The sequence below is a fragment of the Chryseomicrobium excrementi genome (assembly GCF_002798305.1).
GTDB classification, from domain to species: Bacteria; Bacillota; Bacilli; order Bacillales_A; family Planococcaceae; genus Chryseomicrobium; species Chryseomicrobium excrementi.
Genome location: NZ_PCGR01000001.1, coordinates 64,202 through 85,306, shown reverse-complemented (window position 1 = coordinate 85,306; position 21,105 = coordinate 64,202). Strand labels below are relative to the sequence as shown.

Annotated in this window: 21 protein-coding genes; 4 read left to right on the top strand and 17 right to left on the bottom strand. The window is 42.9% G+C overall.

Features of this window, described 5'->3' with window-relative positions:
* Window positions 1-67: 67 nt before the first annotated feature.
* Both CQS04_RS00465 and CQS04_RS00460 read right to left on the bottom strand, forming a co-directional pair.
* Window positions 68-3,085 carry a DNA polymerase III subunit alpha gene (locus CQS04_RS00465; RefSeq protein WP_100352268.1) on the bottom strand — a complete coding sequence of 1,006 codons (3,018 nt, stop codon included), beginning with the start codon at window positions 3,083-3,085 and terminating at the stop codon, window positions 68-70.
* 10 nt (window positions 3,086-3,095) lie between these two features.
* A complete protein-coding gene (locus tag CQS04_RS00460) occupies window positions 3,096-4,022 on the bottom strand; it encodes a DHH family phosphoesterase (RefSeq protein WP_100352267.1) in 927 nt (308 codons plus the stop codon).
* An 89-nt stretch (window positions 4,023-4,111) separates the two neighbouring features.
* Here CQS04_RS00460 and CQS04_RS00455 point away from each other — a divergent pair, with 89 nt between their 5' ends.
* Window positions 4,112-4,423 carry a YtpI family protein gene (locus tag CQS04_RS00455; RefSeq protein ID WP_100352266.1) on the top strand — a complete coding sequence of 104 codons (312 nt, stop codon included), beginning with the start codon at window positions 4,112-4,114 and terminating at the stop codon, window positions 4,421-4,423.
* A 34-nt stretch (window positions 4,424-4,457) separates the two neighbouring features.
* On the opposite strand, the gene CQS04_RS00450 is transcribed toward CQS04_RS00455, so the two are convergent.
* Window positions 4,458-5,765 (bottom strand): DRTGG domain-containing protein, encoded by a 1,308-nt coding sequence (locus CQS04_RS00450; protein ID WP_100352265.1) that lies wholly within the window; start codon window positions 5,763-5,765, stop codon window positions 4,458-4,460.
* A 17-nt stretch (window positions 5,766-5,782) separates the two neighbouring features.
* Entirely contained in the window at window positions 5,783-6,460 is a 678-nt protein-coding gene (locus CQS04_RS00445; protein WP_100352264.1) for a metal-dependent hydrolase, read from the bottom strand.
* Window positions 6,461-6,555: 95 nt separating this feature from the next.
* On the opposite strand from CQS04_RS00445, the gene CQS04_RS00440 reads away from it, so the two are divergent.
* Entirely contained in the window at window positions 6,556-7,635 is a 1,080-nt protein-coding gene (locus CQS04_RS00440; RefSeq protein WP_100352263.1) for a M24 family metallopeptidase, read from the top strand.
* 181 nt (window positions 7,636-7,816) lie between these two features.
* Here the strand turns inward: CQS04_RS00440 and CQS04_RS00435 are convergent, their stop codons facing one another.
* The 3 genes from CQS04_RS00435 to ald are packed head-to-tail and all read right to left on the bottom strand — an operon-like array spanning window position 7,817 to window position 9,657.
* A complete protein-coding gene (locus CQS04_RS00435) occupies window positions 7,817-8,137 on the bottom strand; it encodes a FluC/FEX family fluoride channel (protein WP_165775420.1) in 321 nt (106 codons plus the stop codon).
* Window positions 8,134-8,481 carry a fluoride efflux transporter FluC gene (locus CQS04_RS00430; protein WP_100352261.1) on the bottom strand — a complete coding sequence of 116 codons (348 nt, stop codon included), beginning with the start codon at window positions 8,479-8,481 and terminating at the stop codon, window positions 8,134-8,136. Before CQS04_RS00430 ends, CQS04_RS00435 begins: the two co-directional genes overlap by 4 nt.
* 54 nt (window positions 8,482-8,535) lie before the next feature.
* A complete protein-coding gene (gene ald, locus CQS04_RS00425; RefSeq protein WP_094944079.1) occupies window positions 8,536-9,657 on the bottom strand; it encodes an alanine dehydrogenase in 1,122 nt (373 codons plus the stop codon).
* A 168-nt stretch (window positions 9,658-9,825) separates the two neighbouring features.
* Here ald and CQS04_RS00420 point away from each other — a divergent pair, with 168 nt between their 5' ends.
* Window positions 9,826-10,284 carry a universal stress protein gene (locus CQS04_RS00420; protein ID WP_100352260.1) on the top strand — a complete coding sequence of 153 codons (459 nt, stop codon included), beginning with the start codon at window positions 9,826-9,828 and terminating at the stop codon, window positions 10,282-10,284.
* A 211-nt stretch (window positions 10,285-10,495) separates the two neighbouring features.
* Here the strand turns inward: CQS04_RS00420 and CQS04_RS00415 are convergent, their stop codons facing one another.
* From CQS04_RS00415 to sppA, 5 genes are read right to left on the bottom strand one after another with little or no spacing between them, the layout of a single operon-like run.
* Window positions 10,496-11,689, bottom strand: a complete 1,194-nt coding sequence (locus CQS04_RS00415; RefSeq protein ID WP_100352259.1) for an acetate kinase — start codon at window positions 11,687-11,689, stop codon at window positions 10,496-10,498.
* A 32-nt stretch (window positions 11,690-11,721) separates the two neighbouring features.
* Window positions 11,722-12,636, bottom strand: coding sequence for a class I SAM-dependent methyltransferase (locus CQS04_RS00410; protein ID WP_100352258.1), 915 nt, complete (start codon window positions 12,634-12,636; stop codon window positions 11,722-11,724).
* 60 nt (window positions 12,637-12,696) lie between these two features.
* Window positions 12,697-13,206, bottom strand: coding sequence for a thiol peroxidase (gene tpx, locus CQS04_RS00405; protein WP_100352257.1), 510 nt, complete (start codon window positions 13,204-13,206; stop codon window positions 12,697-12,699).
* Between the two features lie 34 nt (window positions 13,207-13,240).
* Window positions 13,241-13,726 carry an RDD family protein gene (locus CQS04_RS00400; RefSeq protein ID WP_100352256.1) on the bottom strand — a complete coding sequence of 162 codons (486 nt, stop codon included), beginning with the start codon at window positions 13,724-13,726 and terminating at the stop codon, window positions 13,241-13,243.
* 11 nt (window positions 13,727-13,737) lie between these two features.
* Window positions 13,738-14,751, bottom strand: a complete 1,014-nt coding sequence (sppA, locus tag CQS04_RS00395) for a signal peptide peptidase SppA (RefSeq protein ID WP_100352255.1) — start codon at window positions 14,749-14,751, stop codon at window positions 13,738-13,740.
* Window positions 14,752-14,860: 109 nt separating this feature from the next.
* Here sppA and CQS04_RS00390 point away from each other — a divergent pair, with 109 nt between their 5' ends.
* Window positions 14,861-15,667, top strand: coding sequence for an NAD kinase (locus tag CQS04_RS00390; RefSeq protein WP_100352254.1), 807 nt, complete (start codon window positions 14,861-14,863; stop codon window positions 15,665-15,667).
* Here the strand turns inward: CQS04_RS00390 and rarD are convergent.
* The 5 genes from rarD to ezrA form a co-directional block, all read right to left on the bottom strand.
* Window positions 15,656-16,555: an EamA family transporter RarD gene (gene rarD, locus CQS04_RS00385; protein WP_100352253.1), complete on the bottom strand. Its 900-nt coding sequence runs from the start codon at window positions 16,553-16,555 to the stop codon at window positions 15,656-15,658. The two genes, CQS04_RS00390 and rarD, sit on opposite strands and share 12 nt — an antisense overlap.
* 131 nt (window positions 16,556-16,686) lie before the next feature.
* Window positions 16,687-16,890 carry an alpha/beta-type small acid-soluble spore protein gene (locus tag CQS04_RS00380; RefSeq protein ID WP_100352252.1) on the bottom strand — a complete coding sequence of 68 codons (204 nt, stop codon included), beginning with the start codon at window positions 16,888-16,890 and terminating at the stop codon, window positions 16,687-16,689.
* A gap of 78 nt (window positions 16,891-16,968) precedes the next feature.
* The gene (thiI, locus tag CQS04_RS00375; RefSeq protein ID WP_100352251.1) at window positions 16,969-18,174 is read right to left on the bottom strand and encodes a tRNA uracil 4-sulfurtransferase ThiI; all 1,206 of its coding nucleotides are present in this window, start codon (window positions 18,172-18,174) and stop codon (window positions 16,969-16,971) included.
* Window positions 18,174-19,313 carry a cysteine desulfurase family protein gene (locus CQS04_RS00370; protein ID WP_100352250.1) on the bottom strand — a complete coding sequence of 380 codons (1,140 nt, stop codon included), beginning with the start codon at window positions 19,311-19,313 and terminating at the stop codon, window positions 18,174-18,176. The genes thiI and CQS04_RS00370 overlap by 1 nt, the downstream gene beginning before the upstream one ends.
* A gap of 52 nt (window positions 19,314-19,365) precedes the next feature.
* Window positions 19,366-21,066 (bottom strand): septation ring formation regulator EzrA, encoded by a 1,701-nt coding sequence (gene ezrA / locus CQS04_RS00365; protein ID WP_174688372.1) that lies wholly within the window; start codon window positions 21,064-21,066, stop codon window positions 19,366-19,368.
* Window positions 21,067-21,105 lie beyond the last annotated feature (39 nt).

Genomic DNA, 21,105 nt, shown 5'->3' with positions numbered 1-21,105 from the left:
ATTTTTTTCTTCATGACAACTGTCACATAAAAAAAATTCCAGTCTCGAAAGACTGGAATCCAAATTTCTATAGAGGCTGCAGTGACTGAACAATCAATTGGCTTTTTCCGTTTCGCTGTTCGACTTTCCCTCGAACATGGACCACTGCTTGGTCTTTTAGGTGGATATTCACACTCGCAAACACTTCTGGGAAAAACGTAAGGTCGATCTCATCACGCTCATCTTCAAGAACGCCAAATGCCATGGCTTGCCCTTTTTTAGTCCGTATTTTACGAATATCTTTGAGTAAACCTACAAGCTCCACCTGTTTTCCATTCGCAAGTTGGATTTCGTCAATTGGAAGCAAGCTTGTATTGAACTGATTACGAGCTGCTTCGACAGGATGCGCTGATAAGAACGTTCCAAGAACCTCTTTTTCATAGGCTAACTTATAGGTGTCTGGCATCGCTGTCGCTTCTGTATATTTAGGTTCTCCAAAAGAGCTAATTGCACCACTCAGTAAATCAGTATCAACTGAAGGCCGAACGAGCTCTGCATGCATAATAGCCGGATCAAGGCTAGCCAGTAAGACAGCTCGGTCTTTGCCTAGAAAATCTAGAGCCCCGGCTTTAATCAATGGTTCAATTGTTGCCCGTGTAAAATACTGCGCAGAAAGATCGGCGGCAAGTTCAAAAAAAGATTTCCACGGAGAAGTTCGTTGTTTACGGACTGTAAGGAGGTGTTGCATAAAGGGACGCGGAATCCCTTTGATACTGCTCAGGCCAACTCGAATGCCTCCTTTATCCACTGTAAAACGACCCAAACTTTTCCATAAGTCAGGTGGCAAGAGTGCAAGGCCTCTACGCTTCATCTCACGGAAGACGGCAACTTGTTTCTCTTTGTTACCTGTAGATGACGTTAATAATGTCGTATAAAACGCTTCCGGGTAATGCGCTTTAATGTATGCCATCTGCATGGCAATCAAGCTATAAGCGGTCGCATGGCTTTTTGGGAAGCCGTACTCTGCAAACCGGACAATGAAGTCATATAAAGTAGAGGCCGTCTGTTCGGCAACTCCCTGCTCCTGAGCTCTAGTGATAAATCTATTTTTCTCAGCCGTCAGCACGTTACGGTCTTTCTTGCTTACTGCCCTGCGAAGATTATCTGCTTCGGCATAACTATAGCCTGCAACGCTTCTTGCAATCTGCATGATTTGCTCTTGATAGACGATAATTCCGTAGGTCTCTTTTAAGATAGGTTCCACTGCGGGATGTGCATAACGTACAGACTCTTTCCCGAGTTTGCGTGCGGCAAAGTTTGGAATAAACGCCATTGGACCTGGCCGGAATAAGGCATTGACAGCAACCACTTCTCGAAATGAAGTTGGATGGACAGTTTGCAGGGCCTTCTTCATACCTGGAGACTCAAACTGAAAGACCCCAAGTGTATCTCCAGACGACAGTAAGGCTAGTGCTTTTTTGTCTTCCCGGTCAATTCGCGCAAGTGAAAAGTCTTGTGACTTCGTCTCACGGATGCTTGCTGTCATTTGGTCGAGCATGGTGAGGTTGCGCAACCCTAAAAAGTCCATTTTGAGAAGACCTGCTTGCTCCACTTCTTTCATAGTCCATTGGGTTAAATAGATACCGTCATGATGCTCTTCAATTGGCACGACTTCAACGAGAGGTTTCGGCGAGATGACCACACCAGCTGCGTGGACCGTGGTATTTCGCGGCATGCCCTCAAGTCGCTTCGCTAATTGATACCAAAGCTCATGCTTTTCTTCTCTTGCAATAAAATTTTGGAGTTCTGCTGACTCGCTGACTGCCACTTCTAAAGAAGCCACTTGAGCAGGAATAGATCTAGATAAAAATGCAAGAGTCTCTTGTGGAAGTTCCATGACCCTAGCCACTTCGCGGGCCACTGCTTTAGTAGACAGAGTTCCAAATGCGACAATTTGCGCAACGAATTGTTCTCCGTACTTCTGCTGCACATAGCGAATGACTTCATCACGACGATAATCAGCAAAGTCAACATCGATATCTGGTAAAGACACTCGCTCAGGATTTAGGAATCTTTCAAATAATAACCCGTACTCTATTGGGTCTATTCCAGTTATTCCAAGGACATACGCTACTAATGAGCTTGCGGATGATCCCCTTCCTGGACCTACAGAAATTCCTTTCAATTTGGCAAAGTTAATGAAATCTTGGACGATCAGGAAATAATCACTATATCCCATCGACTGGATGACTGTGAGTTCGTACTTTAAGCGCTCTATGTAAACTTGCTGAGCTTGTAGGCCTTTTTTTTCGAGTTGACTTGATGCAAGACGAGCCAGATAGGCATCTGCCGTTGTTCCCTCAGGAACTGGAAAGCGTGGTAACTTTGGTACACTATCTGCCACCGTATACCCTTCAGAAAACCGTTGGAAAAACAAGGATTGCCAATTTCCAAGAGAAGCGAACTGCTCGTCCCATTGGGGTCTAGTTAATAATGGAATGACAGGCAGCTCTTCTGTTTCCTGAAGCTTCTTTCCTTGTGAGAGAGCTTGAAGAACTCGAAATGCAAGGCGGTCCTCTTCGTTCTCTAGTTGTGCAGGGGCATAAGGAAGAATGAGAGGATGCCTACTTTTCAATTGTTCAATAAACGCAACCTGGTCAGCTGTTTCGGAGGAAACTGCGGGAATCACAGATGCAGAGAAATAGGAAGCAATTCGGGGATACGTTTCTTCAGTAACGACTATGGCTGTCAGCAATCCTTTTGAGTATGCACGAAACCAAGAGGTTGGCAATGCATCAACATGTCTAGTCTCAAGAGCACTAGACAACTTAAGCAGTTGTTTCCACCCAGTCTCGTTCGTTGCATAACTAATTGCTTGAACTATGTCCTCATCAGACAGTTCTAGATGATAGCGTAAACCAATGACCGGTTGAATCGAATGACGGACCATTTCTTTGTAGAATGCTTGGACGCCGTACAAAGTAGAGTTGGTCAGAGCTGCCAGTTGAACCCCTTGACTTGCAAGAAATGGTCCTAGGCGATCTAACCGTATCGTACTCTGTAATAAATCCATTGATGTTACTAGTTGCGGATAACAGATCGCCATAAGAACCTCCTTAAAGTTTATACATATCTTCCATCACATCATCCACTTCATGCCAATTGTAGATGGTAGCTCCAGAAGCTAGAGGATGTCCTCCGCCGTTGTATTTTTTCGCAATCTCGTTAATAACTGGACCTTTTGAGCGAAGGCGAACTCGGATGCTCTCTTCGTCTTCAATAAAGAATACCCATGCCCGCATCCCTTGTACATCTGCTAGGGCACTCACAAGCAATGAAGCTTCTGATTGACTCACACCGTAATTTGCAAGAAGCGATTTGGTCATCTTGACGTGCCCAATTCCGTTTTTCATAACGAAGTTCTCGTATACGTAGCCTTTCAATTTCAGAACGTTCGGAGACACTTCATACATTGAATTGAACAGTTGGTTTCTGTCAAAGTCATAAGCCATCAATTCTCCTGCAAAAGTCATCGTCTTCAAAGATGTACTTGAGAACATAAAGCGTCCTGTATCTCCAACAATTCCTGCATACAAAAGACGTGCTGCTTGGTCAGGAAGTGTCCAATCTTCTTGTTCCGCTCCTGTCAGAAATAACGAGTAGATGATTTCGCTTGCAGAACTAGCAGTAGTATCGACATAGATGATATCTCCATAAGGATCTTCATTTGGATGGTGATCAATCTTGATTAAAAAATCACCTTTTGTATACCGTTGATCATCGATACGTTCCGTATTTGCTGTATCTGTCACAATGATCAAAGCTCCATCGAATGCTGCATCTGCGACTACCATCGGCTTTGCTAGATAATCAAGGGTGAAATCATGCTTTCCTGTTACATAAATTTCTTTCTCAGGATAGTTATGCTTTAGCAGCATCATCAAGCCGATAGAGGAACCATACGCATCAGGGTCAGGCCTCACATGACGGTGAATGACAATTTTTGGGTAGGCCTTAATTTTGTCCAGTATTTGACGGTGCATCAGTATTCCTCCTGTAACGGCACCTCCACTGTCGCATTTTCTTGTAAAAATCGTTACACTGTTAGAAGAAAGTGTGTGGAGGGAACCAAATGAATTCAATTTTAGTAATTGGGATTATTATCTCTATTGTATGGTATTTCTATTTTAAAACAAAACAATTTCGTACAGATTTGCCAATTCGCAAGAAATGGTATGCAGCGAAAAGTGGGATTTGTCTCGGAGCCTTTGTATTTTTGTTTGGATTGAACTACTTGTTTTTATTCCCGGATACAATCACTTATATTGTAGCTGCTGTTTTCTTAGTACTTGGAGGGTATATGGCCGTTCATAACTATAAGGCATCCAAACATTATGGAAAGTTTGTACAAGAGGAATGGGATTTAAACCAGGTCCCTGAATGAAAAGAACCGTTCTGCACTCGGCAGAACGGTTTTTCTAATGGTCAAATATCTGATACGTAATCAATGCTTTGCCGACAAGATGTTTGTCATTGTAGGCTTCGACGTCTACTTTTGCCATCCGTCTACTAAAGTCCAAAACTTTTGGCATGAGCTTGATATGAGCTTCAAGAGGTACAGGCTTTGTGTGGTAAATCGTCATATTTTCGACGACACTTTCCACTCGTCGCCTTGTGCGTAATGCTTGAGAACCTGCTTCAGCAAGCACCGTAGTAAACGCTCCGTATGACATCGTTCCAAAATGATTCGTCATTTGTGGTGTCACAGTGAACCCGATGACCGACTTGTCATCAGAAGAAGGCGACAATTGAGATTTGATTAAATCATCGATGGTCTCCCCATTTTGCGGCTGGCGAGAAGAAGCTTGTAATGCTTTTAGAACATCTTCTCGACTGATGATCCCCTGAAGTTTGTTCGCTTCATTGACTACAGGAAGTAAATCAATGCTCTCCCAAACCATCCGATGACTCGCTGCTGCGACGCTCGTAGTTAATGTAATGACGATAGGTTGCTTGGTCATCACTTTTTCAATAGAATCCTCACTATCGGCATCCATCACATCGCGTGCCGTTACAACTCCAACTACAGTCTCTTTCTGATCCACGACAGGATAGCCTCCATGGTTCGTCTCCATATTCAATTCCCTATAACGGTTCACCGTATCTTTAGTAGTTAAATACGCCGTCTGCTCTTTTGGAATATAGATGTCTTCAATCAACAACACGTCTTTTTTGATCAATTGATCGTCGATTGCCCGATTGATCATCGTAGCAACTGTAAACGTATCGTAGCTTGTTGAAATCAAAGGCAATTCAAGCTCATCTGCTAGTCTTTTCGAGGATTCCGGAACATCGAATCCACCTGTTACCAGAACGGCAGCTCCTGCCTTTAAGGCGTGTTCATGTACTTTGTAGCGGTTCCCGACAATCAACAGATTGCCTGGATCAACGTAACGCATCATATCATCCACTTGCATGGCCCCAATGACAAACTTGCTCAGGGATTTATGTAAACCTGACTTCCCGCCGAGAACCAGACCATCTACAATATTGACGACTTCTGCAAACGTCAGTCGCTCAAAGTTTTCTTTTCGTTTTACTTCAATCCGAATCGTACCCACTCGTTCAATCGTAGAGACCAAGCGACGGTTTTCCGCTTCTTTGATAGCTCGGTAAGCTGTTCCCTCACTCACTGTCAGGTCTTTTGCAATTTGTCGGACAGAAATCTTGTTTCCGATAGGCAACGATTCAATATAACTTAAAATTTGTTCATGCTTGGTCGACACTTGCTTTCACGCCCCGTCTAATTCTGTACTTCTTCGCCTGCTTTTAGTATTTGTACGTCTGCACTATGGACTAGCGATTTAAAGTGCTCAGGATCCTGTTCAATCGGTGGGAACGTATTATAATGCATCGGCACCACGATTCTTGGTTCTATGAACTCTACTGCGCGAGCTGCATCACGAGGACCCATTGTAAAATTGTCCCCGATCGGCAAGAAGGCAACATCAATCCCCTGCTCTCCAATCAATTTCATGTCACTGAACAGTCCTGTGTCCCCTGCATGATAAATAGTTGTCTCTTCGATAGTCAACACAACACCAGCAGGCATTCCCGTATAGTGTACCGTGCCTTGATCATCTGTAAAGGAGGAACTATGAAACGCTTGAGTAAATTTCACATGCCCGAAATCAAATTTTCTTCCTCCACCGATTCCCATGCCATGCGTCTTAGCTCCTTGGGTCTCGAGATAATCAGCCAATTCAAATGTTGCAATCACAAGAGCTCCGTGCTCTTTTGCGAGTTGAATCGTATCGCCTACATGGTCATTATGTCCGTGAGTTAGGACGATATGCGTGGGCGAGACATCTCCGACTTGTAAATCTGTCTGTCCATTCCCTGAAATAAAAGGATCAATCAAAATGGTGAAGTCACCTGTTTCAATTTTTACAACAGAATGTCCATGGTAGCTCAGTTTCATTGCCATCACTCCATTTATCAGATTTTACTGCTAACTTGTATTCTACTATGTTAGGATGAGAAATGGATAGTCAAACACTTAGGAGGGTTTCGAATATGTCAAAACTTGCTACACTGCAGTCTCATTTAGTCGAACAAAATATCGATGCCGCTTTCATCACGCATCCCGATAACGTCTTTTATTTTACTGGATTTCGAAGCAATCCACACGAGCGATTGCTTGGTATTTTCGTTCCTGCAAACGGTGAATCTTTTTTAATTTGTCCTCAGATGGAAGTGCCGGATGCGAGAGAACATTTTTCAGGTAGCATCATCGGGCACGTGGATACAGAAAACGCTTGGGACAAGTTAGTTGCTTCGTTCACAGTTCCTGTTGCAAAACTTGCAATCGAAAAGAGCCACATGACTGTAGAGCGTTTAGAATTTTTAGAGTCACGCATCACAGGTGCTACTTTCTCCTCTATCGACGAGACAATCACGGAGATGCGTTTACTAAAGACACCTGAAGAACTTGTTGAACTTCGAAAAGCAGCAGCACTTGCTGATTTTGCAATTGAAGTGGGCTGCAAAGCGATTGCAGAAGGAAAAACGGAGATGGAAATTCTTTCTGAGGTCGAATCGGCTGTAAAAGCAGAAGGTGCAGATGGTATGTCATTCAGTACGATGGTTCTGAGTGGTCTAAAGACAGCCTCTCCACATGGCACACCAGGTAACCGCAAAATTCAAAAAGGTGATTTTGTGTTGTTCGATTTAGGGGTTATCGTAAATGGATATTGCTCGGATATTACACGAACAGTAGCATTTGGGGAGCCTAGTGAAGATCAGCGCAACATCTATGAAACTGTAAAAAAAGCAGAAGAAACGGCTGTTGCTCTAGTTCGTCCTGGAGTTCTTGCTAAAGACCTAGATAAAGCGGCTCGTGATGTGATTGAAGATGCCGGGTATGGGGAGTATTTCACTCATCGCTTAGGACATGGTTTAGGAATTTCAGTTCATGAGTTCCCTTCTATCCATGGCGAAAATGAGATGGCTCTTCGCGAAGGTATGGTCTTTACAATCGAGCCAGGTATTTATCACCCAGAAGTAACAGGCGTCCGCATTGAGGATGATGTAGTGGTTACTGCAGATGGAGTGGAAGTCTTGACGAAATTTACGAAGGATTTAATAGTACTGTAATTCATTTCATTTCGTTTAATTTAACTTACTACATTTACAAAGTGTGTAGGGGTGACTCCAGCGGGATTTAAAGCGGAAGCTGAGACCGAGGCTCAGCCCGCGCCCGCGGAACGCTTCCCCTACACATGACATAATTGAATAAAAGGCATTTTCTCATTGAAGAGAAGATGCCTTTTTTGAGCTATAGGATTGCCAGTAAATAGCCCGCTCCAACAGCCAGTAAAGTCGCTAGCCAAGTAGCTAGTATATAACGAATCGGTTTCGTAGATGTGGCCGCTTCAAGTGCAAATGTCGAGACTGTACTTAAAGCCCCGCATATTCCAATAATTAAAAAGGCACTGAAGTTCCCTTGTTGAAGAGAAGGAATCAAATAGCCAATTAGCAAACTAGCAATAAAGTTCGCTATGAACGTCCCGTACGGATGCTTTCCATTTAACTTACTGAGAAAGTAGCGACCAGCGGCACCTAAAGCTCCACCAAGTGCAATCCATAACCAGATCACGCTACCGCCCCCTTCAGCCGAATCCAACGGACAATAACCGTGCTTCCAACTAGAGTTAAAAATGAATATAAGATCCAGCCTAAGAGATTGCCTTCTTGAATCAAAGTCAACGATTCGAAACTAAATAGCGACATCGTCGTAAAGCCTCCAAAGATTCCAGTCATCCAAAACCGTTTCCATCCAGGAGATAATGCAAGCAAAGAGACATACCCAATTGCTGCGCTCCCCACCCAGTTAGCTAGTAAAGTAGCGAGGGGCAGTCCCCATAAACTAAGCGGAAGCAAAGTAGCAAAAAGGGCTCGAAATACGGCTCCAAGTGCTCCACCTATCATGACCTCTCTCATACAATCCCCCCTAAAAAAGAAAAGCCGATTCCAAAGAATCAGCTTTAACTCTTATCAAACGACTGCTAACACATCGTTCACATCACGGTATTCAATGCCTTGAGCATCTGCTACTGCTTTGTAAACACAGACTCCGTTTAATGTATTTAATCCTTTTAATAAAGATGTGTTATCTAGACATGCTTGCTTATATCCTTTGTTAGCAATTTGCACTGCATAAGGAACCGTCGTGTTTGTCAAAGCGATTGTTGATGTACGTGGAACGGCGCCAGGCATGTTAGCAACTGCGTAGTGTACAACACCGTGCTTGATGTAAGTTGGCTCATCATGAGTTGTGATGCGGTCCGATGTTTCGAAAATTCCACCTTGATCGATTGCGATGTCGATTACTACAGAACCAGGTGACATGGATTTAATCATCTCTTCTGTTACTAATTTTGGTGCTTTAGCACCCGGAATTAGAACAGCTCCAATGACTAGATCTGCATTTTTTACAGACTCTGCAATGTTGTATGGATTTGAAATCAATGTGTGCACAGTCGCTCCAAACATTTCATCCAATTGACGAAGACGCTCTGGGCTTAAATCGATGATAGTTACATTGGCACCAAGACCTACTGCCATTTTAGCAGCGTTAGTTCCGGCAATCCCACCACCAATAACAGTTACGTTGGCACGTTCAACGCCAGGTACTCCTCCAAGTAGAATCCCTTTACCACCGTTGATTTTTTCAAGGTATTGAGCACCTAATTGAGTTGCCATACGCCCTGCTACTTCACTCATTGGAGTTAATAATGGAAGTGAGTTATTTGGTAATTGAACTGTCTCGTAAGCAATCGCTGTTACTTTTTTATCTAATAGTACTTTTGTCAATTCTGGTTCTGGAGCCAAGTGAAGGTATGTAAACAGAACTTGGTTCGGCTGGATCAATTCATATTCAGAAGAAACTGGTTCTTTTACTTTCATCACCATTTCTTGTTGCCAAGCTTCTTGAGCAGTCTCTACAATGTGAGCCCCTGCTTGTTTGTAGTCTTCGTCTGTAAAGCTAGAACCAAGACCTGCGCCTGATTGGATATATACTTCGTGACCATTGGTTACAAGAGAAACAACTCCCGCTGGTGTCATGGCAACACGATTTTCGTTGTTTTTTACTTCGGATGGAACGCCAATTTTCATTTTAAACTGCCTCCCTTTCTTCAAATCAAATCCATTTTAGCAAATTGCATAAAAAAAAGCTTTAATTATTTTTTATAAGTGACTTAGATTGTTCACAAATAAAAAGAGGAGTTTTGAAATCTACTGTCGAAAGGTATAAGTGAATTCATTTCTAAGGAGGAGTTTCAGATGACATTGACGTACAAAGAAATTCTAGTAGCAGTAGATGGATCCAAAGAAGCCGAGCTTGCCTTCAGAAAATCGGTGGCGATTGCTTCCCGTAACAATGCAACACTTCACCTAGCTAACATTATTGATACTCGTTCATTCGCAGCAATTGAAGCATATGACCGCTCTATCGCAGAACGTGCACAGAATTTTGCTGAGGAACTGCTTGCAGGCTATAAGCAAGAAGCTGAAAAGCACGGAGTCTCTAATGTTCATGTAATGGTGGAATACGGATCACCGAAAACGATGATTTCAAAAGATTTGGCGAACAAGGTCAATGCCGATCTGATTATCGTAGGGGCGACTGGACTAAATACTGTAGAACGTTTCTTAATTGGTAGTGTATCTGAAAACATTGTGCGTACAGCAAAATGTGATGTATTAGTTGTACGTACCGAAGCTCCAGTAGACGAAGAGTAATAAAGGTTGGGACAGAACCTAACAAAGGCAGTTTCTCATTGAGAAACTGCCTTTAGCCTTTTTATCGCGTGCAGGGGAAGCGTTCCGCGGGCGCGGACTGAGCCAAGGTCTCAGCTTCCGCTTTGATCCCGCTGGAGTCACCCCTGCACTCTGTATATGGTATCAATCTCGACTTTTTTTGGTGATGCATTCTAGTTCTGTCTCATCTTTTTTATTCCAGTCCCGCAACACGAACCGTATCGCGAACAATCATGATTTCTTCGTTGGTAGGAATCACTAATACCTTTACTGGAGAATGTGGATAATTGATTGGTGTCTCTTTTCCAATCTGAGCGTTGAGCTCTGGGTCCATATAGACTCCCATAAATTGAAGCCCCTCTAACACCTTTGCTCGGATTACAGAGCTGTTCTCTCCAATTCCTGCCGTGAAGATGATAGCGTCGACTCCATTCATTCTAGCTGCGTAGGAACCGATGTACTTGTGAATACGGTTTGCAAACACATCAAGAGCAAGCTGCGCTCGTTCATTTCCTTTTTCTACTTCAAGTTCAATATCTCGCAAATCACTGGAGAAACCGGAAACACCTAGCATCCCCGACTTTTTGTTTAAGACATCAAGTACTTCTTCCGCACTCTTCTCCGTCTTCTCCATCAAAAACGGAATCAATGCAGGATCAATGTTTCCAGAACGAGTCCCCATCGTCACCCCAGCAAGTGGAGTAAAGCCCATAGAAGTATCGATAGACTTTCCGTATTGAATCGCTGCAATACTCGCCCCGTTCCCCAAGTGACAAGAAATAAATCGAGTCGTCTCAATTGGACGGTTTAATAGTTCCGCTGCGCGCTGTGCCACGAATTTATGAGATGTCCCGTGAAACCCATATTTACGAATACCGTAATTCTCATAATACGAATACGGAATCGAATATAAAAAGGAGCTCTCCGGCATCGTCTGATGAAAAGCCGTATCGAAAACAGCTACAGCAGGTACATCAGGAAGTGCTTTTTTGAAACTCTGGATACCCGTAATATTGGCTGGGTTATGAAGTGGCGCTAATTCCGACAGATCAATCAATTTTGAAATGATCTCATCCGTAATTTCCACTGAATCACTATATACTTCGCCGCCATGGACCACCCGATGTCCGATACCGTGGATATCATGTAGCGATTGTATGACCCCAGTTTCTAATAAAGAGTCCATAAGTAACTGAACCGCTACTTCATGATTGGGGATCTCCGCCATTTTTTTCACTTTGTCATCACCGACAGTAACTGTGATGTAGGCATCTGATAAACCAATACGTTCAATTAATCCTTTAGCTGCGATTTCTTCTTGGGGCATTCGAACTAGCTGGAACTTCAGACTGGAGCTACCTGCATTGATAGCAAGAATATTATGCATACGATCTTCCTCTCAACAACATTTCTTTCATTTTACTTCCACTGACGCACTTTTTCAAAGAACAACTCCATGCTCTTTTTATTAGATAAAGAAGGGACTTGCGCTAATAGCACATCTTTCTTTGGCAAGGCTTTCTTCTCGTCTTTTCGAATGACTAAAAGCGCTTTGGCAGTCTGCTCTGATTTAAACACTTCTTTTGGAAGCTGCAGGACCGCTTCAAGACGCCCATGCTTTGAAATATACGTGTGGAGATTTTGCGCTTCTGGTGAAGAGAAAAGCGTTGCAGGTGCCAATAAAATCAGTGCCCCACCATCTTTCACATAGTTCATGCTCTGCTCGATGAACAAATGATGGGCATAAGCGTGTTGTTGGTTTCCTCGCAGTTCAAACGTTGCGGCATGCTCATCATCTGGATAATATCCAATTGGTAAGTCGCTGATTACCATATCTACTGGATCTAAAAGTAGCGGTCTGAGCGAATCTTGAAGGAACAGCTCGATTGGTTGATTGAGTAATTCCGCCGTTTGTGAAGCAAGCTGAATCAACAACTCGTCAATCTCACTTCCAAACAACTCGACTTCTTGAGAGCCCAAATAATTGGCTACTGTAAACATCAGATTTCCAGTTCCAACTGCAGGGTCGAACAAGCGAACTTCTTGCTTCCCTTCCACCAATTCCCGAACTAAAAATGCAACGAGCATGCCGAGTGCATCTGGGGTCATTTGATGGTTAGGCTGTGCGGACTTGCGCATGCCTTTTAATATTGCGAGTTGGATGGCTCTGCGTTTTTCTTCTTTCGTCGCTTCCACATCGACAAATTCAGTGCCACTCACTAACCAGCGCTCTAATCCGAAGACGACTCCTTCCAGATACGTCCCTTGACCGGAAAGTTCAATCTGCTCGGCCGCTTCATTTACTTTTGTAAAGATCTGTTCTACTACGTTCATGCCTGACTCCTTTTCTTCTAACCGAAAAGATGCCCACTTCATAGAAGTGGGCATGTTCTCTTAGTTAGATGCAGCTTGTTTCACTGCTTCAATTGCTTTTTCATAATCTGGGTGATCCGTACCCTCAGGTACATACTCGACGTATGTTACGATATCGTTCGCATCAACTACAAAGATGGAACGTGCAAGTAAACGTAATTCCTTCATTGTAACGCCATATGCTTCACCAAATGAAAGGTCACGGTGATCAGACAACGTGCGGACAGCGTCCACTTCGTTAGCGCCACACCAGCGTTTTTGTGCGAATGGCAAGTCATTAGAAATCGTTAAGATTTCCACATTGTCCCCCATGCTTGCTGCTTCACTATTAAATTTGTTAGTTTGTGTTGAACAAACTCCCGTATCCAGAGAAGGCACGACACTGATCAAACGTACTTTACCTTTAGAATCAGCAAGTGTGACTTCAGATAAATCATTTGCAAGCACTTTGAAATCTGGTGCTTTGTCTCCTACTTTTACCTCAGTACCTGGTAATGTCATTGGGTTTCCTTTAAATGTAACATGTGCCACTAGACAACCGCCTCCTTTTCAATCTGTTTTCATCTTACTGTACCACATTCGGTTGGTGCAACTGATTCGGTGCTTGAACTTGATAAAAATCTTGTTCATGGATCACTACAGTATCCGCTATAAAATCGTGTACCGCTTGTTTTTTAGGTGTAAATCCGACAATAAGATAAGGAAGATTAAACGGAATAACTGACAAAATTCGCCCGATCGTCTCGCGGAAAAACACGGTTCCAAAACTAGGCTTCTGCTGAGACAACGTGACTACACGGATACCAAGAATCATTTTGCCTAATGTTTGCTGTAAGAAGAAAGTCATGAGCGTGAAATATCCATAAAATACGATGACGGACAAAATAGTGATGGGTGCGTACCACGCCGTACTTTGTAAATCGAGATTGAATAGACGGAACAACGGTTTAATCACCAACCAGCCGAAACTTGCGATGATCAACAAATCAAGCAGGTATGCCCAAAATCGAATCCAGAACCCTGCATATTTATGTTCATAATGAGTGTTCATATGGCTCCTCCTTATTGTTCACCGTATAAGTACATCATACGAGGTGCTTGATTGTCAGTGATCAATTTTGAAATGACTTGTGTCTCGATATCAAGGCCTAAAAAGGACTGTGCTTTCACTCCAAATAACGAGCTCAGTGACTGCTCTTGTGAATACTCAAACACTTCTGCTCCTGGTATATCTAAATCTTCTTTCATTGCGGCAATGACATCTTCTTCAAATCCATAGTCATCCGCTAAGTTCGCTTCGATTGCTTGACGCCCATTTAGAATACGACCATCAGCTACTTTACGGACTTCTTCTTCTGACATTCCGCGTCCTTCTGCAATGATACGAACGAATTCTTCATAGGAATCGTTGATCATATCTTGTAGCATCTCTTCCTCTTCTGGAAGCATGTCCCGTGAAGGACTCAAGATATCTTTATAAGGACCCGTTTTAATCGTTACAAATTCAACTCCGTACTTTTCTGCAAGGTCCCCATAGTTGACGCTCTGCAAGATGACTCCGATGGAACCTGTCATCGTTTCTTTCATGACGAAGATTTTGTCTGCTGGTGCTGCGATATAGTAGCCCCCTGAAGCAGCCATACCTCCCATAGAAACGTAGATCGGCTTATCTGTCTCGTCTTTGATTTTCATCAAATCTTTGTAAATCTCAGCAGACTCCACAACTCCACCACCTGGTGAATCAACTGCTAAGACGATTCCTTTTACACTTTCATCGTTCTTTGCTTCCTCTAACTGTTGGAGGAAGAAACTATGGTTATACCCTTCTGTAGCAAAGAGACTAGATGCAGCCCCCGTATCTTGAATGACTCCTTCTACTCGAAGTACCGCAATTCGCTCCGATACATCTCCTGATTCGATTACCGTACTTCCCATCGTCTCTAACATCGTGGATTCATAGTCTTCTAACCAAGATGTCCAATCTGTGGATAGTGCAGCCGATACCGAATTGACGATAATAGATACACCTACTAATAGTGCTGCAATTCCTAACGCTACCCAGCGTTTGATGTTCATAATGACTCCTCCTTGATATGTATTCTTTATTGTTTACGTAAAACATGCAGAAATGTTTCATCCGATGTAAAATTGATTTTAGAGAAGTGCACGAAAGGAGACTGGATGCGTGAAAAAACGAAACGCTCTATATATTTATGCTAAAAACGACCGTGCCTCCCAACACTTGAGGGAAGAGCTCGGAACGGCAATCGATGCTCAAGGACTGGAGGTCGTGACATCACCAGAAGAAGCTTCCATTATTGTTAGCGTCGGAACAGATGGCAGCTTCTTGCAAGCCGTTCGTAAGACGGGTTTCCGTCAAGACGTCCTGTATGCAGGTATCTCCACTTCAGGTTCATTAGCTATGTACTGTGACTTCTTATTAGAAGATCTTCATTTTCCTGATATGGCGAGTGCTATCTTGCAAGACCGTGTGGAAGTACGGAAATATCCAGTAATCGAGGTTTCCGTGAATGGAGAACCGCATTTTTATTGTTTAAACGAATTTTCTATTCGCTCGAACATCATGAAAACGATAGCAATGGATGTAAAAATCGACACTATTCACTTCGAGACGTACCGAGGAGATGGAATAGTTATTTCGACTCCAACAGGTAGCTCCGCATATAATAAGTCACTAGGTGGCGCTGTCGTCGATCCTCAGATGCCTTGTTTCCAAGTGACCGAGGTGGCTTCTATGAACAACAATGAGTACCGTTCACTCGGATCTTCGTTTATCTTAAGCGGTAATAGAACGCTTCGACTAGAACTCCACGACGATTGGAATGACTACCCTACGATGTCGACAGATAATGAAGCGTTGAGCATTCAACATGTGAACACGATTGATATTCGCTTAAGCGAACGCGTTGTCAAGACTGTGAAATTAAAAGACAATAGTTACTGGGAAAAAGTAAAACGCTCATTCTTGTAATGAGCGTTTTATCTGTATAAACTTCGATATCGAGAATAGACCAAGTGCGACCCAGATGAAACTGAATCCTGTCCATTCCATGTTTGAGAACGGTTCATTGTATAAGGCTACTCCTAAAATCAGCATGATTGTCGGGGCTATGTACTGGATAAATCCTGATAAGTAGAGCGGAATAGATTTTGTACCACTCGCATAAAGAAGAAGCGGTAATGCTGTAGCCACTCCTGAAAGCATGAGTAGCACCATCGTGATAGCTGAGCTGTCGATGAACTGTAATGAATCTTGTGTGAACAAATAGACCATATAGGCAAACGCAAACGGTAGGACAAAAAATGTCTCAATCGCAAGACCTGTGATGGCACCTACTTTAGCTTGCTTCTTGATCAACCCATAAAATGCAAAGCTCCCTGCTAGCACTAAAGATATCCAAGGGAGTTGTCCATAAGTGAGTGTTAAAATCAAAACACCAGCTGCAGCAATTCCTACTGCGGCTTTTTGAGCATCACTCAATTTCTCACCTAAGAACACAATTCCGAGCATGACAGAAATTAACGGATTGATGTAGTAGCCTAAGCTCGTCTGTACAAGTTCTCCGTTATTTACTGCGAAAATAAACGTAAACCAGTTAGCTGTGATTAAATACGACGCAAGCATCAGGCTAAAGAACGCTTTTTTGTCACTCCAAAGACTGTGCAGGTCTTTGCGTAATTTTGGAATATCACGCATCACTGTAATTAACAACAGTGTGAAGATAAATGACCAGACGATGCGACTGGAAAGGATTTCGTCACTTGTAATATGCTGAACCGTCTTCCAATAGATCGGCATTAACCCCCAAAGTAAGTACGCTAAAAAAACCTGGCTGATTCCTTTTTGTTCTGTTGTCATGATGTACCCCTATTTATTTTTAGTTTCGAAATAATGCTATCAGTGTATCACTCTGATACGCTGAAGTAAATCTTTCAGAAAAAAGGAAAAATCCGAAAACCCTCTTTATAGAGGACTTTCGGATTTTGTGGTTATTGCTGGCGACCGTTGTTCAATTGTTGCTCTGCCATTTGCACAAGACGTTTCGTGATTTCTCCACCAACTGAACCGTTAGCACGTGAAGTGGCATCAGGACCTAATTGTACGCCAAACTCTTGAGCGATTTCATACTTCATTTGATCAAGCGCTTGTATTACACCAGGTAACGCAAGCTTGTTTGAGTTGTTGTTTGCCATGTTGTGTCAACTCCTTGTGCAGATAGAATGAACCGAAACGGCTTTTTCATACATCGCACAAGGAGGAAATTTTTTCTTTTATAATAAATCGTCGAAAGACTCTTTTTGCTTCTTCTCAGGGAAGCGGAATACTTCTCGATTTTCAACTGCTTTTTCGACATAGCTATCAAAACTTTCGAAGCTCTCATAGAACGTCACTTTCTCAAGTTTCGGTTTTGTCTTTGGTGAACTCGGCACAAAGATCGTGCAGCAATCTTCAAATGGTAAGATGGATGTCTCATACGTTCCGATTTCCTGAGCAAGCTGAATAATAGTTGTTTTATCCTCAGCAATTAGTGGACGCAAGACAGGAGTTGCAGTCACTTCATTGATAGCAGTTAGCGACTCCAAAGTTTGACTGGCAACTTGCCCAAGACTTTCACCTGTGACAATCGCTAATGCGCCAATGTCTTCCCGTACAAGGTCTGCAATTTTTAACATCATGCGTCTTGTCGTCGTCATCGAAACATTTTTAGGAATCTGCTGTTGAATCACTTCTTGAATTTCCGTGAACGGAATGACATGTAGGCGGACCGTTGCACCAAAGTGACTGAGCTTTTCTGCGAGCTGTTTTACTTTATCTAAAGAACGCTCACTTGTATATGGCGGACTGTGAAAATGAATCGCATCCAATCGCACACCACGCTTTAGCATCATATAACCTGCAACTGGGCTATCAATCCCTCCAGAAAGCATTAAAAGAGATCGGCCATTTGATCCAACTGGCATGCCACCTGCACCAAGAATAGTTTGTGCTGAAATGAAAGCAGCATCTTGTAAAATTTCAATTTTGATGTTGTAATCCGGATCTTTCATTTTAGCTGTCAATCCTTCAAAATGACGAAGCACTTGACTTGCAACTAAATGTTGAATTTCATTCGTTTCATGAGGAAAGCTTTTATCAGATCGTTTGACTGTAACTTTACAGGTCTTCCCTGAAGTTTCAAGCTCACTTAAAATGGCAATCGTTGTAGCTGCCATTGCGTCAATTGTCTTCTCTGCTTTTGCAACTGGGCTGAACGACTGAATTCCAAATACTGCTGGAAGTCGTGAAAGTAACGTCTCCATATCCTGTTCCGTTTCAGTCGTTAAAAACATGCGGTCTCTTTCCGCTTGGAGCTTTAGTGTTGGGACGTCTTCAAACGAAAAACGAATATTGTCGCGTAATCGATTGGTAAATTGACGTCGGTTTCTTCCTTTAGTTGAAAGTTCGCCGTAGCGAACGAGTATACGGTCCCACTTCATCATTGCAAATTCCTTTCTAATTGCCGGAGGATCAAGTCAAACGTTTTCAGGAACGTTGTGATGTCCTGCTCGGTCGTGTCTTTACCCATACTAATCCGAATCACGCCATCTATCAACTCATTTGGAACATTCATTGCCTCAAGCACATGACTCGTCGACTTTTTCTTAGACGAGCACGCACTACTAGTAGACACATAGATTTCATGCTTTTCTAACGCATTGACGAGAACTTCCCCAGTAACACCTTTAACTGCAACCGTGACGATATGAGGTGCAGCATTTTTAGGTGTCAGCACCGTCACAAGTGGATGGTGGCTAAAGAAGTCTAGAAGCCGCTGCTGCAGTAGTGACAATTTATCGTGAGTCACTTGTTGATCTTGGTGAGCCAAGCGCATCGCTTTTGCCAGTGCGACAGCTTGTGCAACAGGAGCCGTCCCACTGCGAAGACCAAATTCTTGGCCGCCACCCACAATCAGCGCTTCCAAGTCGATAGCTTTAGAACAAACCACTACACCGCTCCCTTTAATCCCATGAAACTTATGACCTGAGAGCGTCAGCCAATCTACAGGTAAGCTGTCAAAATCGACTGGCAGTTTTCCGTAACTTTGGACTGCATCGACGTGCACTATGGCTCGGGAATTGGAACGGATAATTTCTAAGCATTCCTGAAGCGGTTGAATGGTACCAATTTCATTATTGACATGCTGAATAGAAACAACTGTGGTCGTGCGGCGAATTTTCTTTTTTAAGTCCTCTAGTTGAATTGCTCCGGTGCTGTCTACCTCGAGCCAGTCGACTTCAAAACCTTCATCTAACATCAGCTTTCCTACTTCGATTCCTGCTGGATGCTCTACCTTTGAAATCAAAATATGTTTTCCAATAGACTTTCGAGCTTTTGCAGTTTGACGTACTACAAAGTTCGTCCCCTCTGTCCCGCCTGAAGTAAAGATGACAGATTTCGTCTGAGTTTTTAGAAGTTCTGCAATCTGTCCTCGAGCACTTTCCAATAATCGGTTGGTTTGATCCCCTAGTGCATGAATGGATGCAGGATTGAACCATAGGCTCTCATTCACTTTTACGAACGAATCTAAGACAGACGAATCGGGCTTCGTCGTAGCACTGTTATCTAAATAAATCATTCCGTTCACCTCTTTTTTCTACCATAACAAAAAGCTGCCGAAGCGGCAGCTTTTAGTGATTCCATTGCTGTTCTTTCATCATCTTTTGAATTTTTTTCAATGCACCTGGCTCCGCTTGCTCTACAGCAATACCCGCTTCTTCCAGTGCTTTTGTATAGCGTTTTTGACGGAATGCATGCTCCGCTTCAAGTAACTTTACATTGACTGCAGTATTCGTCGTCCGGTAACGATTTCCGTACTGGATGATTCGCTCAACAAGTAAGGCGTTTTCTAACATTTCCTCAGCTTTTGCTACTGCTTCTTGAACGGCACCTTCTGCCTTCTTCATGTTCGCATCAACCGTCGCCATATTTAAAGGCACTTCTTGTAAATTCTGTTCCACAACGAAGATATTTTCTTCTGCTTCCTCGAAACGAACATCAATTTCCTCTGGCACACCAGGAAGGTTCGCTTTATGGAGGCTACGCTCCGTCACATGCAACGTTCGCTTTAGTTCGACAATTTTCGCCCGTGAGCTATTCTCATCGATACGCAAGTTCTTCAACTTGTTGTGGAACTCACTTTGGATCTCGTCTTGTTCTCCGATAACTTGTTCTAGAGAACGCAATTCTTCTTCTATGGAAGAATAGGCAGATGTTTCTTCGCTCAAACGTGTCTGCACCCAAGTCATTTTTGATTCAGCTGCAGTCAACTTTTCTAAACATTTCACAGGAACAGACAATTGCTCATCAGTTAAGTGATAACTTTGTTTAATGTAGTTGGCTTCTTCTTGAGCTGCTTGTGTCTGTTTTTTTGTTTCATCCAGTTTTTCAGCAATGACAAGATGCTGTTGGTCGACATAGGCTCTTGCCTTAACTTCTTTTTCTAGTACATCATAAACCGTTTCAAGCTCATCTTTGATTTCTTCAACACGACGCTTTACTGGACCAACTGATAACTTGGCAATCTCTTCTTTTAGTGTCACCAGTTCTGCTTCAATCCCATCTAGCTTCGATGTCAATTCTAAATGATCTAAGAAGTAGCCTTGAGATTCCATTTCATTTTTCCCTGTTCGGAGCTCATGAAGAGTAGCAGGTATCTTTGAAGAGACCTCTGAGAACAATGTAGGAATGTCATGAAGTTTCGGGAATAAAAGATCTCCTTTTTCACGAAGGCGCATGACTACTTCACGAGCGCTCATATAATTTCCTTTTGCCGTCAATTCGTTGTATTCATTCATTTCCGGTTGGAAGCTTTCAAGCTCTTGCTCTAAAGCCGGTAACGCTTCTCCAAATGAATACTGATGGGCTAGGACATTTTTACGAGCGGCACGATATTGTTCGTTGATCTGCTCCATTTCAATCCGATTCTTTTCTTCGCTACCAATCAGGTTATGTAATTCTTCTAAAATGGAATTCATCTTTTGTTCAGCAATATGTAAACGTTCTTTAATGAGCTGTTCCGTTTGCGATGCTTTCCCAAAACGCATTTTGTCGACGAATTCTTCTGCATCAAAGAGCAGAGAATCGACTTCTGGAATATCGTGATCCATCACTTCGTTCCAAATGTTCCGCCATCGTTCAAACATTTCTTCTGTTTGACCGTTCATGTTCAACTGTTTTACTTTTGTCATTTCCTCGAGAATCGGCTTATGCTGAATCTGCAGTTTTTGTTGGTCTAAATCACTTATAATGGCGTTGTGCTTCCTTCTAAATACAAGAATTAGAACAATCGCCACCAGGATCACTATGAGTATTGGGATAAGATATTCCATTATAAGCCCCCTGTTCCTTTGTCCCACATGCTTGTTGTT